The sequence below is a fragment of the Tistrella mobilis genome (assembly GCF_039634785.1).
In the GTDB taxonomy this organism is placed as follows: domain Bacteria; phylum Pseudomonadota; class Alphaproteobacteria; order Tistrellales; family Tistrellaceae; genus Tistrella; species Tistrella mobilis.
The window spans coordinates 34,088-49,183 of sequence record NZ_JBBIAB010000003.1 but is presented as its reverse complement, the minus strand read 5'-3'; the positions used below and the strand labels follow the sequence as shown (position 1 = coordinate 49,183).

At 68.8% G+C, this 15,096-nt stretch carries 11 protein-coding genes; 5 read left to right on the top strand and 6 right to left on the bottom strand.

Annotation, left to right across the window (positions count from 1 at the left end):
- Positions 1-11: 11 nt before the first annotated feature.
- The 4 genes from WI697_RS05190 to WI697_RS05175 all read left to right on the top strand — a co-directional run bounded on the left by WI697_RS05190 (position 12) and on the right by WI697_RS05175 (position 4,186).
- Positions 12-587: a YcjF family protein gene (locus WI697_RS05190; protein WP_062763031.1), complete on the top strand. Its 576-nt coding sequence runs from the start codon at positions 12-14 to the stop codon at positions 585-587.
- A 140-nt stretch (positions 588-727) separates the two neighbouring features.
- Positions 728-940 (top strand): hypothetical protein, encoded by a 213-nt coding sequence (locus WI697_RS05185; protein WP_062763033.1) that lies wholly within the window; start codon positions 728-730, stop codon positions 938-940.
- Positions 941-1,055: 115 nt separating this feature from the next.
- The gene (locus WI697_RS05180; RefSeq protein ID WP_345957875.1) at positions 1,056-2,738 is read left to right on the top strand and encodes a cyclic peptide export ABC transporter; all 1,683 of its coding nucleotides are present in this window, start codon (positions 1,056-1,058) and stop codon (positions 2,736-2,738) included.
- Positions 2,735-4,186 (top strand): prohibitin family protein, encoded by a 1,452-nt coding sequence (locus WI697_RS05175; RefSeq protein WP_345957688.1) that lies wholly within the window; start codon positions 2,735-2,737, stop codon positions 4,184-4,186. Before WI697_RS05180 ends, WI697_RS05175 begins: the two co-directional genes overlap by 4 nt.
- A 3-nt stretch (positions 4,187-4,189) precedes the next feature.
- On the opposite strand, the gene WI697_RS05170 is transcribed toward WI697_RS05175, so the two are convergent.
- From WI697_RS05170 to WI697_RS05160, 3 genes are all read right to left on the bottom strand, one after another.
- Positions 4,190-4,975 (bottom strand): thioesterase II family protein, encoded by a 786-nt coding sequence (locus WI697_RS05170; RefSeq protein ID WP_345957687.1) that lies wholly within the window; start codon positions 4,973-4,975, stop codon positions 4,190-4,192.
- A gap of 82 nt (positions 4,976-5,057) precedes the next feature.
- The gene (secD, locus tag WI697_RS05165; protein ID WP_345957686.1) at positions 5,058-7,394 is read right to left on the bottom strand and encodes a protein translocase subunit SecD; all 2,337 of its coding nucleotides are present in this window, start codon (positions 7,392-7,394) and stop codon (positions 5,058-5,060) included.
- A gap of 137 nt (positions 7,395-7,531) precedes the next feature.
- Positions 7,532-7,963, bottom strand: a complete 432-nt coding sequence (locus tag WI697_RS05160; RefSeq protein ID WP_345957685.1) for a hypothetical protein — start codon at positions 7,961-7,963, stop codon at positions 7,532-7,534.
- A 246-nt stretch (positions 7,964-8,209) separates the two neighbouring features.
- On the opposite strand from WI697_RS05160, the gene ybaL reads away from it, so the two are divergent.
- A complete protein-coding gene (gene ybaL / locus WI697_RS05155) occupies positions 8,210-9,943 on the top strand; it encodes a YbaL family putative K(+) efflux transporter (protein ID WP_345957684.1) in 1,734 nt (577 codons plus the stop codon).
- Here the strand turns inward: ybaL and WI697_RS05150 are convergent.
- Genes WI697_RS05150 through WI697_RS05140 form a run of 3 tightly spaced genes read right to left on the bottom strand, consistent with a single transcriptional unit; the run spans position 9,861 to position 14,976 of the window.
- Positions 9,861-10,739: a 4'-phosphopantetheinyl transferase family protein gene (locus WI697_RS05150; RefSeq protein ID WP_345957683.1), complete on the bottom strand. Its 879-nt coding sequence runs from the start codon at positions 10,737-10,739 to the stop codon at positions 9,861-9,863. The two genes, ybaL and WI697_RS05150, sit on opposite strands and share 83 nt — an antisense overlap.
- Positions 10,726-13,824: an efflux RND transporter permease subunit gene (locus WI697_RS05145; RefSeq protein ID WP_345957682.1), complete on the bottom strand. Its 3,099-nt coding sequence runs from the start codon at positions 13,822-13,824 to the stop codon at positions 10,726-10,728. Before WI697_RS05145 ends, WI697_RS05150 begins: the two co-directional genes overlap by 14 nt.
- Before the next feature lie 21 nt (positions 13,825-13,845).
- Entirely contained in the window at positions 13,846-14,976 is a 1,131-nt protein-coding gene (locus WI697_RS05140; RefSeq protein WP_345957681.1) for an efflux RND transporter periplasmic adaptor subunit, read from the bottom strand.
- Positions 14,977-15,096 lie beyond the last annotated feature (120 nt).

Sequence of the window (15,096 nt, the reverse complement as noted above, 5' to 3'; positions counted from 1 at the left end):
GGATGCGATCGATGTCCACCGCCGAAGTGACGGCTGCTCCCGCCGAAGAGTACACCCCTGAGCTGCGCGCCGACGATGCGCGTTCGCTGGTCAAGCGTTGCGCGCTCTGGGGCGCGGGCGCCGGCCTGCTGCCTTTCCCCCTGCTCGACGTGGCCCTGGTCACGGGCGTGCAGGTGAAGATGATCTACGAGCTGTCGAAGCTCTATGACGTGCCGTTCAGCGAGAACCGCGCCAAGGCGATCATCGGCTCGCTGGCCAACACCGTCGTCCCCGGCACCGCCGCGGCCGGCCTGGTCGGTGGCGTCGCCAGCCTGGTGAAGGCGGTGCCGGTGGTCGGTACCGTCATCGGTCTCGCGGTTTCGCCCACCGTTTCCTATGCCGTGACCTACGCCATCGGCCGGGTGTTCATCCAGCACTTCGAGACCGGCGGCACGCTGCTGAACTTCAACCCGGATCAGCTGCGCGAGCACTTCAAGGCCGAATTCGAGGCCGCCAAGGCCGATGCGCCGTCGACCACCGAAGCGGCGAAGGCCGCGGCCGACGCAGCGAAGGCCGAGGGCAAGCCCGCCGCCACCAAGGCGTCGTGACTGCCGTTCAACGGATGACCATCCGACAGGTCGCCCGCCCGCTTCCGTCACCGCATCTGCGGGGCGCGGGGCGGGCGGCGCCCGTCGCCTGACCACGTCGAACCCGGTCTCTGGACCTGCGCACCGAGAGGATCACCGCGATGCCGCCGATTGCCGGCCTCATGCTCCCCATCATCTACGTCGTCATGTCGGTGATGGTCGGCCTCTGTGGCGCGGGCCGCAAACCGGGCTTCGTCGTCTCCTTCCTGCTGTCCATCCTGCTGACCCCCTTCGTGGTGCTGCTGGTGCTGTATGCGACCCGCCCGCGCGAGCCGGCTCCTCCGGTGGTCGCGCGCAAGGCGCGGCGGCGCTGAGCGCCGGAAGACCGTATCGCGGAACGGGGCCTGACCCGATGCACCGCGACCCGCTTCCCCGGGCCATCTCCCGGGCAGGATTTTCCCGAGCAAGACCGAGTTCCGCCCGGTGACGATGCCCCTGATCGAGCTTATTCGCCGCGACCTGACGGCGAAGCCGGCGACCCTCCTGTTCATCGCCGCGCTCGCCGGTGTCAGCAACGCGCTGGTGATGGCGATCATCAACAATTCCGCCGGGCTCTACGACGATGCGCTCGACCTGCGGACGGTGGCGCTGTTTGCGATCGTGGTCGCGGTCTATGTGCTCAGCCAGCGCCGGATGATGCAGATCACCGCCACCGAGGTGGAGGAGATCATCCATCGCCAGCGTAGCAGCCTGATCGACGCGGTTTCGCGATCCGATCTGCTGCCCCTGGAACAGGTGGGGCGCGGCAATATCCTGGCCAGCGTCATCCGCGACACCCAGACGATTTCCCAGGCCGCCAACCTGCTGGTGATCGCCGCCCAGTCGGTGATCCTGGTCGGGCTGGCGATGATCTACATCTTCATCACCGATCGCACCGCCTTCTGGCTCAGCACCGGTTTCATCGCCATCGCGGTGTTTCTGGTCGTCCGGCGGCTGATCGATCTGCGCAACCGGTATCCGGCTGCGATGATGAAGGAAAACCAGGTTTTCGAGAGCATGCGCGACGTGCTCGACGGCTTCAAGGAAGTGAAGCTGTCGTCCTCGCGCCGCGATGCCCTGCTGCGCGACATGGCACGGCTGTCCACCGAGGCGCGCGATGCCAAGGCCGACATGCAGGTGAAGTCGGGCAATGAATTCGTTTTCGGCCAGACGATGATCTTCCTGCTGCTGGGCGTGGTGGTCTTCGTGGTGCCGAGCTTCGGCAATACCGAGCCCGAGGCGGTGGTCCGCACCGCCACCGCGATCCTGTTCATCGTCGGCCCGCTCAGCATGGTCATCCAGGCCGTGCCGATGATGGCGATGGCCAATGCCGCCGCCGAGAACCTGATGCGCATGGACCGCGTGCTGCGCGAGATCGCCGCCGCGTCCGAGGTGGCCGAGACCCCGCCCCAGACCCTGACCTCGTTCGAGGAGATCCGGCTGGACGGGGTGGCCTTCACCTATGCGCCGGTGGGCGGCGTGTCATTCGGGGTGGGGCCGGTGGATCTGACCATCCGGGCCGGCGAGCTGATCTTCGTGACCGGCGGCAACGGCTCGGGCAAGTCGACCCTGATCCGCCTGCTGCTCGGCCTCTATCATGCCGACAGGGGCATGATCCGGCTGGATGGGAAACCGGTCACCCGCGGTTCGTTCGAAACCTATCGTTCGCTGTTCTCGGCGATCTATGCCGACTACCATCTGTTCCGCCGCCTTTACGGGATCGAGCCGCCGGATGCGGCCGAATTCGAGGCGCTGGTGAAGCTGATGGAGATGGGCGGCAAGGTGGCGCTTCAGGGCGACCTGTTCGATACGATCGACCTGTCGAGCGGCCAGCGGAAGCGCCTGGCGCTGATGGTGTCGATGATCGAGGACCGGCCGGTGCTGGTGCTCGACGAATGGGCTGCCGATCAGGACCCGCAGTTCCGGCGCAAATTCTATCGGGAACTGCTGCCGATGCTGAAGGCGCGTGGCAAGACGGTGATCGCGATCACCCATGACGACCGCTATTTCGACGTCGCCGACCGTCGGGTGGCGATGGAGGAGGGGCGCGTGGTCAGGATCGTCGACAACGGCGACGCCCGTACTGAAGACGAAGCCCGTACTGAAGGCGAAGATTGGGAGGATCCGGCATGACGGTCGCCGATATGGACATGACCGACGAGCCGGAGCGTCCCGGACCTCTCGGCCGGATCGGCGGCTGGCTGCGCCGCCATCTCTGGTCGCTGACCCTGTCGGTGCTGATCGCCGGCGCGCTGATCATCCTGTTCTGGCCGGCGATGTTCATCACCGTGCCGGCCGGTCATGCCGGCGTCGTCTGGCACCGCTTCAGCGGGACCGATGTCGACAGCCCGACGGGTGAAGGGTTGCAGGTGATCTGGCCCTGGGACCGGCTGGAGATCTATGACGTCCGCTTCCAGACCGTGACCCAGACCTATGATGCGATCACCGCAGACGGCCTGACGGTCGCCACCACCATCTCGTTCCGCTACCGGGTGAACGAGCAGTATGTCGGTATCCTGCACAAGAATGTCGGCCCGGAATACCTGCACAAGATCATCATTCCCGAGGTCGGATCGGTCGCCCGGGCGCGCATCTCGCAGTACACCGCCGAGGATTTTTACTCGAACCTGCGTACCATCGTGCAGAACGAGATCTACGAGGGCGTGAAGGCGAATTTCCTGCGCGGCAACTATTACAGCCAGCCCGGTTTCGACCTGATCGAGCTGCAGGACGTGCTGATCAAGGCGATCCATCTGCCCGAGCGCGTCGCCCAGGCGATCGAACGCAAGGTCGAGCAGTATCAGCGTCAGCTGGAATATGATTACCGCCTGGCGACCGAGCAGAAGGAAGCCGAACGCAAGCGGATCGAAGGTGAAGGTATCCGCATGCTGTTCGACCGGGTCGGTGCCTCGGAGATTCCGGATTATCTCACCTGGCTCGGCATCAATGCCTCGGTGCAGCTGGCCCAGTCGACCAATGCCAAGGTGGTGGTGATCGGCAACAAGGATTCGGGCGGCATGCCGCTGATCCTGGGTGGCATCGACAGCAATGGCGCCCGCGCGGCGACGACGTCCGGCGCTACGGGCGGGCCCCAGGCTGCCGATGGCGGTGCCGGCCAGCCGGTCATCCTGGGCGACGTGGATGCGGGCACGGCCGAGATCCGGCCGGTGGGGTCGGAGCCCCTCAACCAGACGGGCTCTCGGCCCGCGCCGGCCGGCGGGCCGAAATCAGGGCCGCGCATGGATAGTGGCGAGAGCGAGGCGGTCGTCGAAGGCGCGCCTGCCGGCACCGCCTCGGTCGGCCGGGCCATGGTGCCGGAAACCACCACGCCCGAGCATCCGACGGCGCCGGCGGCCCCGGTGCAGCCTGCCTCGCCCCAGCCGGCGCCCACCGCCGTGCGCCAGGGCTTCCTGCCGGGTGAGCCGGTGACCCTGGAACAGCTGAGCCGGTGGCTGGGCATCGGCGGCGGCACGGGTGCCGTGACCACGCCCTATGGGCCGGCGGGGTTCGGGCCCTATGGCGTCGTTCCTGAAACCGCCCCGCCCGTGGGCGGCGCCAGGGTCGCGGGCGCGGGGGGCTGAGCCTCAGACCATGCCGCGCGCGGCCAGCACGCGCGCAACCACCCGGGCGGGATCGGCCGCCAGATAGAAATGCCCGCCCGGGAAGATCTCGCGCATGAAGCCGGCGGTGGTGAAACCCTGCCAGGCGGCCAGCCGTTCGGGGGCGGCATGGATGTCGTCGGCCCCGCCCAGCGCCAGGATCGGGCAGGGCAGGCGCGGGCAGGCGGCAGGATCCGGGCGATATTCCGCGACCATCCGGAAATCGGCCCTGAGGGTCGGCAGGAACACGGCCATCAATTCGCGATCGGCGAGCAGGGCGGCCGGGATGCCGTCATACCGGGCGGCAAGCGCATCCGCGAAGCCGGCATCGTCCAGCCCGAGCAGATCGCCCAGCGTGCTGGATGAGCCGGGGGCGGTGCGGCCCGAGACGATCAGCGTGCGCGGCGCATGGGGCGAGGCCTCCCCCACCAGCCGGGCGGCCAGTTCATAGCCGATCATCGCACCCATGCTGTGTCCGAAGATCAGGGTCGGCTTGGGTGCAAGACGGCCGAGGGCGGTGGCCAGCCCGTCGACCACCGGTGCCACCCGGTCGAGCGCCGGTTCGGGAAAACGGCTTTCGCGGCCCGGCAGCTGGGCGACCAGAAGCTCGACATCCGGGCCGGTGAACCCCTCCCAGGGGCGGAAGGCGCTGGCGCCGCCGCCGGCATGGGGGATGCAGAGCAGCCGCCAGGGCGCGGCGCTTCGGCCGGCGGGACCGGTGAGCCAGCGATCCTGGCCGGGCTGGACCCAGCGCGAGGCGGTGGGCTGCATGAAACCCCTCCTTCGGTGTCGTCGGCATGGGCGGCCGCATCCGGGCCGGATGCGACCGCTATACCTCAGGAGGGATGACCTGTCACCCGGTGGTTGCGGTCGCTGACCCCTCCGCCGTCAGGGCCGACCGGCTGCGCCGGCGCATCGGCTCTCCCAGGAACAGCAGGATGGGGGCGGCGATGAACACCGAGGACGAGGCCGCGACCACGATGCCGAACACCATCGGGACCGCGAAACTCTCCACCGCGCTGCCGCCCCAGATCGCCAGCGGCAGCATGGCGAGGAAGGCGGTCGCCGAGGTGTAGAGGCTGCGGGTCAGTGTCTGATTGATCGAAAGATCGATCATCTCGCGCAGCGACAGCGTGCGATGCAGGCGCAGGTTCTCGCGCATCCGGTCGTAGACCACGACCTTGTCGTTGACCGAATAGCCGATCAGGGTCAACAGGGCGGCGATGGCGGTCAGGTTGAAGTCGATGCCGGTAAGGGCGAAGAAGCCGATCGTCTTGGTGATGTCGAGCACCAGCGTCGCGATGGCCCCCACCGCAAAGGGCCATTCGAAGCGCCACCAGATGTAGACCATCATGGCGAGGCCGGCGAGCACCACCGCCAGCACGCCGGCGGTGGCAAGTTCGCCGCTGACCCTGGCCCCCACCACATCGACCCGCTCGATGCCGGCGGCGGGGTCGACATCCCGGATCGCCGCCTTGAGCCTTTCGACCGCGATGGTCTGTGCGGCATCATCGCCCGGCTGACGCGCCACCCGGACCAGGACACCGTCGCTGCCGGTCTGCTGGAGGGTGATCTCTCCCAACCCCAGCCCGTCCAGCCGGTCGCGCAGGCGGCCCGGATCGGCATGGGTTGCGGCCTCGATCTGGATGCCGCCCTTGAAGTCGACGCCGTAATTGAGCCCGGGCGAGACGAACAGCCCGATCGAGGCGAGCGACAGCGCGGCCGAGACCGCAATGCCGGCAAAGCGGGCGCGCATGAAGCGGATCCGGGTGTCGCCTTTCGGCATCAGCCGGATCAGCGGTTCGATCTCCAGCCTGGCCGTGGAGGAGCGGAGCGCGCCGCGCCGTTCCAGAATCCGGGTCATGACGATCCTGACCACGGTGACCGCGGTGAACATCGAGATCAGGATGCCGAGCGCCATGGTGACGGCGAAGCCGCGCACCGGGCCGCTGCCGAACTGGAACAGCAGCAGGGTGGCGATCAGGCTGGTGACGTTGGAATCGACGATGGTCGCATAGGCCCGCTTGAACCCGGCATCGAGTGCGGCCCGTGCCGCGCGGCCGCGGCGGGTCTCTTCCCGGATGCGCTCGTTGATCAGCACATTGGCATCGACCGCAAGTCCCAGCCCCAGAATGATGCCGGCGATACCTGGCAGAGTGAGGGTGGCACCCAGCGCCGAGAGCGCGCCCAGGGTGAGGGCGACGTTGAGCAGCAGGGCCAGGTTCGCGATCATCCCCCAGCCGCGATAGAGCACCACCATGAAGCCGCAGACCAGCGCGAAGCCGGCCAGGCCGGCAATGATGCCGGCACGGATCGCGTCTCCGCCCAGATCGGGGCCGACGCTGCGTTCCTCGATCACCCTGAGCGGGGCCGGCAGGGCGCCGGCACGGAGCAGGGCCGAAAGCACGCCGGCCTCGGCCACCGAGAACCGGCCGCTGATCTGGCCCGCGCCGCCGGTGATCGGCTCGCGGATCACCGGGGCGCTCAGGATCCGACCGTCGAGCACGATGGCGAAGGGGCGGCCGACATTCTGCGTCGTGATCTCGGCGAAGCGCCGGGCGCCGGCCTCGTCGAAGCGGAAATTGACCACCGGCTCGCCACTGCGTGGATCGAAGCCGGCATGGGCATCGGCCAGCCGGTCGCCGTCGAGCGCGGGCTGTGCCTGAACCGCCAGCTTTCGCGGCGCGCCGCTGCCGTCGCGTTCGTCCTGCATGGGCAGCAGCAGGGTGCCGGGTGCCGGGCGGGCTCCGGGGGCCGGCGGATCGGCCAGCATATGGAAGCCGAGCTTCGCCGTGCTGCCGAGCAGGGTGCGGATCCGGGCCGGATCCTGCACGCCGGGCAGCTGGACCATGATCCGGTCGTCGCCGACCCGCTGGACCGAGGGTTCGGCGACGCCGATCTGGTCGATGCGCGTGCGGACGATTTCGAGGCTCTGGGTCAGGGCGGCATTCAGCCGTTCGGCGCGCTCCGCCTCGGTCAGCCTGGGATCGTTGAGCAGGGCGGAGGCGTCGACCTCCAGCACCAGCTGCGACCCGCCGCGGAGATCGAGGCCGAGGGTGACGGGTTTCGACGGCAGCCAGCCGGGCAGTGCCGCCCTCTGGCCGGGGGTGAGCAGGTTGGGCAGGGCGGCGGACAGCCCCACCAGAATGATCAGCGCATAGGTCAGGATCAGCCAGCGCGACAGGCGCATCTAACCGGTCTCCATAGGGGGCCCGTGCCGCCGCACCCGGGTCGCGGCACAGATCTGCGCCGCCATCCCCGGATCCGGAGGGACGGGAGGTTTCAATGGCTTGGAGAGGTCGGTGACATGCGGGCCGCGGCGGCCGGTCAGGCGGCGGCGATGCGGCCCCGGCCGGCGGGCGGGGCGCGGACGGCGGGGCGGGAGAAGCGGCGGCGCCGTATCCGATCCTGCGGTTCTGCCGCACGGCGCAGGTGCTGCGGGGCGAGGCGGCGGCCGGGGATGGGGACGGCCGGCGGGGGAAGGGCCGATCCGCCCGCGGCGGGCAGGCCCATGGGCTGGCGGCCGTGATCGGCCAGAAGCACCGGCCCTGCATCGCGCGGCAGGATGAAGGGCGTGCCGGGCCCGGTGGCGGTCCCGACAGTGCGCGGCTGGCCGGCGGCATCCCGCGCGGCCGGCAGCTGCGGCACCGCACCCGCCACCGCGCCCGCCGTCCACAACAGGGCGAGCAGCGCCAGCAGCATCGGCAGCAGGCGCTGCCGGCCGGCGGCGTGCGGGCCATGCGGGATGGGCTGGGGCATGGGGAGGGAGGCCTTCGGGGCGCGCGCGGCGGGGCAGACTGACCGGTAAAGTCGGGTGAGGTTCTTGAACCGTCAAGGGCTGCGCCATATACCGGGAAGAGCGGTTTCCGTCCGCACCTCCCCATCGCCCTGATCCCTTCCTTCAACCTTCGTGACCGATGACGCATGTCTGCGTCGGGCGTCTCGCGACCCGATTTCGCCTGCCTCCCATTCTTCCGCTCAGCTTTTCCGGAGACCCGGCCGCGCATGCATCACGACCTGCCCCTCGTCACCACCATCGTCGCCGGCCTGGGTCTCGCCTTCGTGCTGGGGGCGATCGCCCAGCGGCTGAAGATTTCGCCGCTGGTCGGCTATCTGCTGGCGGGGGTGGCGATCGGGCCGGCGACGCCGGGCTATGTCGCCGACCAGATGCTGGTGCCGCAGCTGGCCGAGCTGGGGGTGATCCTGCTGATGTTCGGCGTGGGGCTGCATTTCTCGGTCAAGGATCTGATGTCGGTCCGGCGGATCTCTCTGCCCGGCGCCATCGCCCAGATGGGGCTGGCCACCCTGCTGGGGCTGGGGCTGGCGCTTGCGCTGGGCTGGACGGTGACGGCCGGTCTGGTCTTCGGCCTGGCGCTGTCGGTGGCGAGCACCGTGGTGCTGCTGCGGGCGCTGCAGGAACGCCGGCTGATCGAGACCGAGCGCGGCCGGATCGCCGTCGGCTGGCTGATCGTCGAGGATCTGGCCATGGTGCTTGCCCTGGTTCTGGTGCCGGCCTTCGGGGCTTTGATGACCGCCGAAGGCCGCGGCGCACCGTCGCCGGCAGAGATTGCGGTCACGGTGGCGCTGACGCTCGGCAAGGTCGCGGTGTTCGTGGGCGTGATGCTGCTGATCGGGCGCCGGGTGGTGCCCTGGGTGCTGCACCAGGTGGCGCATATGGGCTCCCGCGAGCTGTTCCGGCTGTGCGTGCTGGCGCTGGCATTGGGCGTCGCCTTCGCCGCCTCGGAACTCTTCGGGGCCTCTTTCGCGCTGGGCGCCTTTTTTGCCGGGCTGGTGCTGAGCGAATCGACCCTGTCGCATCGGGCGGCGGAGGAATCGCTGCCGCTGCGCGATGCCTTCGCAGTGCTGTTCTTCGTTTCGGTCGGCATGCTGTTCGACCCGGCGATCCTGATCGAGGATCCCCTGCCGGTGGCGGCGACGCTGGTCATCATCGTCCTGGGCAAGTCGCTGGCCGCCTATGGCATCGTGCGGGCCTTCGGCCATGGCCGGGGTACGGCGCTGACCATTTCGGCGAGCCTTGCCCAGATCGGCGAGTTCTCGTTCATCCTGGCGGCGCTGGGCGTGTCCCAGGGGCTGATGCCGGCCGAGGGGCAGGATTTCATTCTGGCGGGGGCCATCCTGTCGATCCTGGTCAACCCGCTGCTGTTCCGGGCGATCGACATCTGGCGCGCGCGGACCGAGCCGATGCTGCCGCCGGCCCGGCCCGAAGACGCGCCCGACCTGCCCCCGGTGCCGACCACGCTGGCCGATCATGCGGTGGTGGTGGGCTATGGCCAGGTCGGCCGGCGGATCTGTGCGGAGCTGGAGGCCCGCGATCTGCCTTTTCTGGTGATCGAGGATCTGCCCGGCCGCACCGCCGATCTGGCGAAACGCGGCATCGAATGCGTCCACGGCAATGCCGCATCGCCGGACATCCTGAAGGCCGCCAATCTGGCGGGGGCGCGGATGATGTTCGTGATGATCTCGCGCAGTTTCGAGGCGGGGCAGGTGGTCGGCCAGGCGCTGGCGGCCAATCCCGGGCTGATCGTGGTCGCCCGGGCCGAGGATGACGATCAGGCCGCCTATCTGGCGGCTCAGGGCCATGTGGAAGTGGTGACCGACCCCGAAGAGATTGCCCGCAGCATGATCCTGCGGGCCTTCAGCCGGCGGCTTGCGGATGAAGCCGGGGCAGCATCGCCGGTGTCACCCGGTGCAAGCGCCAGCGGGGCCGGGGCTGCCTGACGGGCGCGAGCAGGGCGCCCGCCAGATGCAGGCCCCCGCGCCCGTCTGCGGGCGGCAGTTCCTGATGGGTCAGATGCCAGGCAAGGCCCGGCGGCGGGGCGGGATCGCGGGCTTCGATATCTGGCAGCAGCCCGTCGGCCGGCCAGGCGGCGGGAAAGCGGATGCTGAAGCCTGAGAGTTTCTGCGACAGCCCCTGGCCGGTGGTCTTGATCACCGCTTCCTTGAGCGTCCAGAGGGTGAGGAAGCGGCGGGCACGCTCTGCCGCCGTGGGCAGGGCTTCGAGTGCCGCCGCCTCGTCCTCGGCGAAGAAACTCCGGGCGATGCGGGCGTCGTAATCGCCCAGCCGGTCGGCGGCTTCGATATCGACGCCCAGATCCACCGCCGCACAGGCCGGATCGGTGCTGACCGCCACCGCCACCGCCTCGCGGGTGTGCGACAGGTTGAAGCGCAGCGCCGGCCGGCCATCGGGCAGAACCGGCATCTGCCCGGCCGCCAGTTCCGGCTTGCCGCGGGCACCGGCGGTGAAGCGGAGCCGGGCCGGGGCGATGCCGGTCCGCACCGCCAGCACCGACCGGACCAGGGCATGGGCGGCGATATAGGTCCGGCGGTCGCGGTCGAAATGAAAGCGCGCGGCCCGCGCCCGCTCCTCGTCGTCGAGAAGGGGCGCGAGCCGGGTATTGATCTCCGGATCGGTCGCATCCAGGGTCATGACCAGAAGGTCGACCCCGGGGCCACCGTCGGGGTGGCTAGTGGGGGCCGGCCAGTCAGTGCGCGCCCGATCGTCAGTGGGCAACATGGCCCTGGGCTCCCTCGGCGGCGAGTTCGGCATCGCTCGGCGCCTCGACGATCGGCTTCATGTCGCGGCGGCTGATATAGGTATAGACCGTCGGGATCACGAACAGGGTGAAGAAGGTGCCGACCAGCAGGCCGCCGACGATCACCCAGCCGATATCCTGACGGCTTTCGGCGCCGGCGCCGGTGGCGAGCGCCAGCGGCACCGTGCCCAGCACCATGGCACCCGTGGTCATCAGAATCGGGCGCAGGCGCTGCACCGCCGCCTCGACCACCGCATCGCTGCGCGACAGGCCCTCGCGCCGGATCTGGTTGGAGAATTCGACGATCAGGATGCCGTGCTTGGTGATCAGGCCGATCAGGGTGACCACGCCGACCTGGCTGTAGATGTTGAAGGTGCCGCCCGAGAGGTACAGCGCCAGAAGGCCGCCGGTGATCGAGAGCGGCACGGTCAGCATGATGATGAACGGGTCGCGCCAGCTTTCGAACTGGGCGGCGAGCACCAGGAAGATGAAGCCCAGCGCCAGCACGAAGGTCATCACCAGGCTGGAGGCGCTGTCGCGGAATTCGCGGCTCTGGCCCGAGAGATCGGTGGTCGCCTGGCCGCCCAGTTCCTCCCGCGCGACCTGGTCGAGGAAGGTGAGGGCGTCACCCAGCGCATAGCCCGGCGCCAGATTGGCATCGACCGTCACCGAGCGCAGCTGGTTGAAGTGGTTCAGCCCCTGCGGCGCCACGGTCTCGGTCACCTTGACCAGGTTGGACAGCTGGACCATCTCGCCGGTGGCCGAGCGGACATAGATCGCGCTCAGATCCGACGGCGTGGCGCGATAGCGGTCGTCCAGCCGGATGATCACGTCATACTGGTCGCCATGCAGCTTGAAGCGGGTGACCTGACGCCCGCCGAGGGCGGTTTCCAGCGTCCGGCCGATCACGTCCACGCCGATGCCGAGATCGGCGGCCTTGGCCCGGTCGACCGAGACGGTCAGCTGCGGCCGGTTGAGCTTGAGGTCGGTTTCGACATTCTGCAGCCCGGGGTTCTGCATGGCCCGGGCGACGATCTTGTCGACCAGCGCGCCCAGCTGTTCATAGGGCAGCGAGGACTGGACCACGAACTGCACCGGCTTCTGGCCGATTTCCTGGCCGAGCGGTGCGGGCGGGATCGGGAAGGCCATCACGCCCGGCAGGCCGCCGAACATCGACGGCATCACCGAGGCTGCGATCTCGGAGGCGCTGCGCTCGCGATCCGCCCAGTCCTTGAGCTTCACGAAGCTGATGCCCTGCGATTTCAGCGGGAAGCCGGCGACCACGAAATAGGTCTCGGCCTCGGGGATGCCGGCATAGATGCCTTCCAGACCGCGGGCATAGCGCTCGGTATAATCGAGCGTCGCGCCCTCGGGGCCGATGATGAAACCGATCAGGAAGCCCTGATCTTCATAGGGTGCCAGCTCTTCCGGCAGGGCCTTGAGCAGGAAGAAGCTGCCGCTCGCCACAGCCAGACCGATCAGCAGGATCAGCGGCCGGACCTTGAGCGCGCCCTTGAGCGTTGCCCGATAGCCGCGGGTCAGGCCGTTCAGGAAGCCTTCGATGACCCGGTAGAACAGGCCATGGCTCGACTGGTGCTTCAGCAGCACGCCGCACATCATCGGCGTCAGCGTCAGCGCCACGAAGCCCGAGATCAGCACGGCGCCGGCCAGGGTGAGGGCGAATTCGGTGAACAGCCGGCCGGTGGTGCCGGTCTGGAAGGCGATCGGCATGTAGACGGCGGCGAGGGTGATGGTCATCGCGATGACCGCGAAGGCGATCTCGCGGCTGCCCTTGAAGGCCGCGCGCATCGGCGACATGCCCGCCTCGATATGGCGGAAGATGTTCTCCAGCATCACGATCGCGTCGTCGACCACCAGGCCGATGGCGAGCACCAGCGACAGCAGGGTCAGCGTGTTGATGGTGAAGCCCAGCAGATACATCATGAAGAAGGCGCCGATCAGCGAGACCGGAATGGTCACCAGCGGCACCAGCGTCGCGCGGAGCGAGCGCAGGAACAGGAAGATGATCAGGATGACCAGCACCACCGCCTCGATGATGGTGTCGTAGACGTTGTTGATCGATTCCTGAATGAAGACCGAGCTGTCATAGGCGACGTCGACCTGCATGCCCTGGGGCAGGTTCTCGATGATCTCGGGGATGCGGGCGCGTACCGCCGCCGAGACGTCGAGCGGGTTGGCGGTCGCCTGCTTGACGACACCCATCGCCACGGCGGGCTTGCCGTTGAAGCGGGCGGCGCTGTCTTCCGCCTCGGCGCCGATGAAGGCCTGGCCGACATCGGAGAGGTGGATCTGGTGGCCGTCGCGCTCGGCCAGGACGATGGCGTTGAACTGTTCGGGGCGCTGCAGGTCGGTTTCCGAGAGCACGGTGAATTCGCGCTCGGCGCTTTCGATCGTGCCGGCCGGGATTTCGACGTTCTGCGCGGCCAGCGCCGCCTCGATCTCCTGGATCGTCAGCCCGTAGCCGGCGACGCGGATCGGGTCGAGCGCGATGCGCATCGAATAGCGCCGCTCACCGAAGATCATCACCTGCGACACGCCGGTCAGGATCTGCAGCTGGTCCTTGACGTAGCGGTCGGCGTAATCCGACAGCTCCAGCGGCGAATGCCGGTCGGACGAGAAGGCGAGATAGATGATCGGCTGGGCGTCGGCCTCGACCTTCTCGATGATCGGCTCGTCGATCTCGTCGGGCAGCTGGCCGCGGACGCGCGCCACGCGGTCACGGACATCTGCCGCCGCATCGCTCGGGTCGCGGTCGAGCTTGAAGCGCAGGGTGATCTGGCTCTGCTGCTGGCGGCTGATCGAGGTGATGTAGTCGATCCCCTCGATGCCCGACAGGCTGTCTTCCAGGATCTGGGTGATCTGGCTTTCCATGATCTGGGCGCTGGCGCCCGGATAGGTGGTCTCGACGTTCACGACCGGCGGGTCGATGTTGGGATATTCGCGGACCGACAGCCGGTCATAGGCGACCAGGCCCAGCAGCAGGACCACGAAGCTCAGCACGGTCGCGAAGACCGGTCGCTGGATGCAGATATCGGAGAGTTTCATAAGGCTCTGTCCTCTCCGCGATCAGCCGCCGGCACCGGGGGCGGGCGCCGCGAAGGGATCGGCGCCGGTCGGCAGCGGCATCACCGGCATGCCCGGGCCGATCTTGATCTGGCCGGCGGTGATGACCAGGTCGCCATCGGCGAGCCCCTTGGTCACCCCCACTTCACCCACGCGCCGCGCACCGATGGTGACCGGCTGGGGCGTCGCCTTGCCGTCGACGATCTTGTAGACGAAGGGCCCGTCCCGGCCGGGCACGATCGCCTGTTCGGGAATGATCAGCGCATCGCCGATTTCGTTCAGCACCGCGGTGATGCGGGCGAACATGCCGGGCCGGAGCCGGCCGTCGGCATTGTCGATCTCGGCGCGCACCGCCAGGCTGCGGCCGCCGGGGTCGAGCCGGGGGTCGATGGCGGCCACCCGGGCGGGGAAGCGCTCGCCGGGAAAGGCCTCCACCTCCACCGTCACCGCCGTGCCGGGATGGACGGAGCCCGCGAAGCGTTCGGGCAGGCGGAACACCGCCCGGATCGGGTCGATGTCGTCGAGCGTGGTCAGGGTCTGGCCGGGCGAGACATAGGCGCCCAGATCGACCTGACGGAAGCCGGCGATGCCGTCGAAGGGGGCCGTGATCACGGTTTTTTCCAGCTGGACCTGTGCCGACTGCACCTGGGCCCGGGTGATCAGCAACTCGGCCTCTGCCTCGTCGCTGGCCCGCGCGGTGCCGGCGCCGCGGCGGGCAAGGTCGCGGGCGCGTTCGGCATTGCGACGGTTGACCTCGATCGAGGCCTGGGCCTCGGCCAGCACGGTGCGGGCGATGGCGTCGTCCAGGCGGAACAGAACCTGGCCGGCCTTCACCCTGGCCCCGTCGGTCACCTCGATCGCCGACAGCCGGCCGGTGATTTCCGAGGCGACGTCGATCGCCTGCACCGCTTCCAGCCCGCCGGCGACGGTGATGGTTTCGGCGAAGGGTTCCGCGCGTGCCTTTGCCGCTTCGACCGGCATGCCCTGCGGGGCGCCCTGGGCGAAAGCGCTGGTGATGCCCGGCCCCGGCAGCAGAATGAGGATCGCGGCCGTCAGAAGCGGGGCAGCCACCGCCGCGGCTGCGGGATGGGCACGAAGCTGCCTGCGGCGGGTCTGGTGGCGTCGGTCGGTCATCTGGCTTTCGGTCCCGGTCGTGCCGGCCGTGGCGCGGCAGGATTGCCGCGCTGGCCGGTATTGGTGCGGTGATGCTGGCGGGCGGACGGAATGATCCGCAGCTGAATGCAGCCTGGAATG

Excerpts from the sequence above, each read along its gene's own strand:
- WI697_RS05150 (WP_345957683.1), bottom strand. The coding sequence starts at position 10,739 with ATGTTGCCCACTGACGATCGGGCGCGCACTGACTGGCCGGCCCCCACT.
- WI697_RS05145 (WP_345957682.1), bottom strand. The coding sequence starts at position 13,824 with ATGAAACTCTCCGATATCTGCATCCAGCGACCGGTCTTCGCGACCGTG.
- WI697_RS05175 (WP_345957688.1), top strand. The coding sequence starts at position 2,735 with ATGACGGTCGCCGATATGGACATGACCGACGAGCCGGAGCGTCCCGGA.
- WI697_RS05185 (WP_062763033.1), top strand. The coding sequence starts at position 728 with ATGCCGCCGATTGCCGGCCTCATGCTCCCCATCATCTACGTCGTCATG.
- WI697_RS05180 (WP_345957875.1), top strand. The coding sequence starts at position 1,056 with ATGCCCCTGATCGAGCTTATTCGCCGCGACCTGACGGCGAAGCCGGCG.
- ybaL (WP_345957684.1), top strand. The coding sequence starts at position 8,210 with ATGCATCACGACCTGCCCCTCGTCACCACCATCGTCGCCGGCCTGGGT.
- secD (WP_345957686.1), bottom strand. The coding sequence starts at position 7,394 with ATGCGCCTGTCGCGCTGGCTGATCCTGACCTATGCGCTGATCATTCTG.
- WI697_RS05170 (WP_345957687.1), bottom strand. The coding sequence starts at position 4,975 with ATGCAGCCCACCGCCTCGCGCTGGGTCCAGCCCGGCCAGGATCGCTGG.
- WI697_RS05190 (WP_062763031.1), top strand. The coding sequence starts at position 12 with ATGTCCACCGCCGAAGTGACGGCTGCTCCCGCCGAAGAGTACACCCCT.
- WI697_RS05160 (WP_345957685.1), bottom strand. The coding sequence starts at position 7,963 with ATGCCCCAGCCCATCCCGCATGGCCCGCACGCCGCCGGCCGGCAGCGC.
- WI697_RS05140 (WP_345957681.1), bottom strand. The coding sequence starts at position 14,976 with ATGACCGACCGACGCCACCAGACCCGCCGCAGGCAGCTTCGTGCCCAT.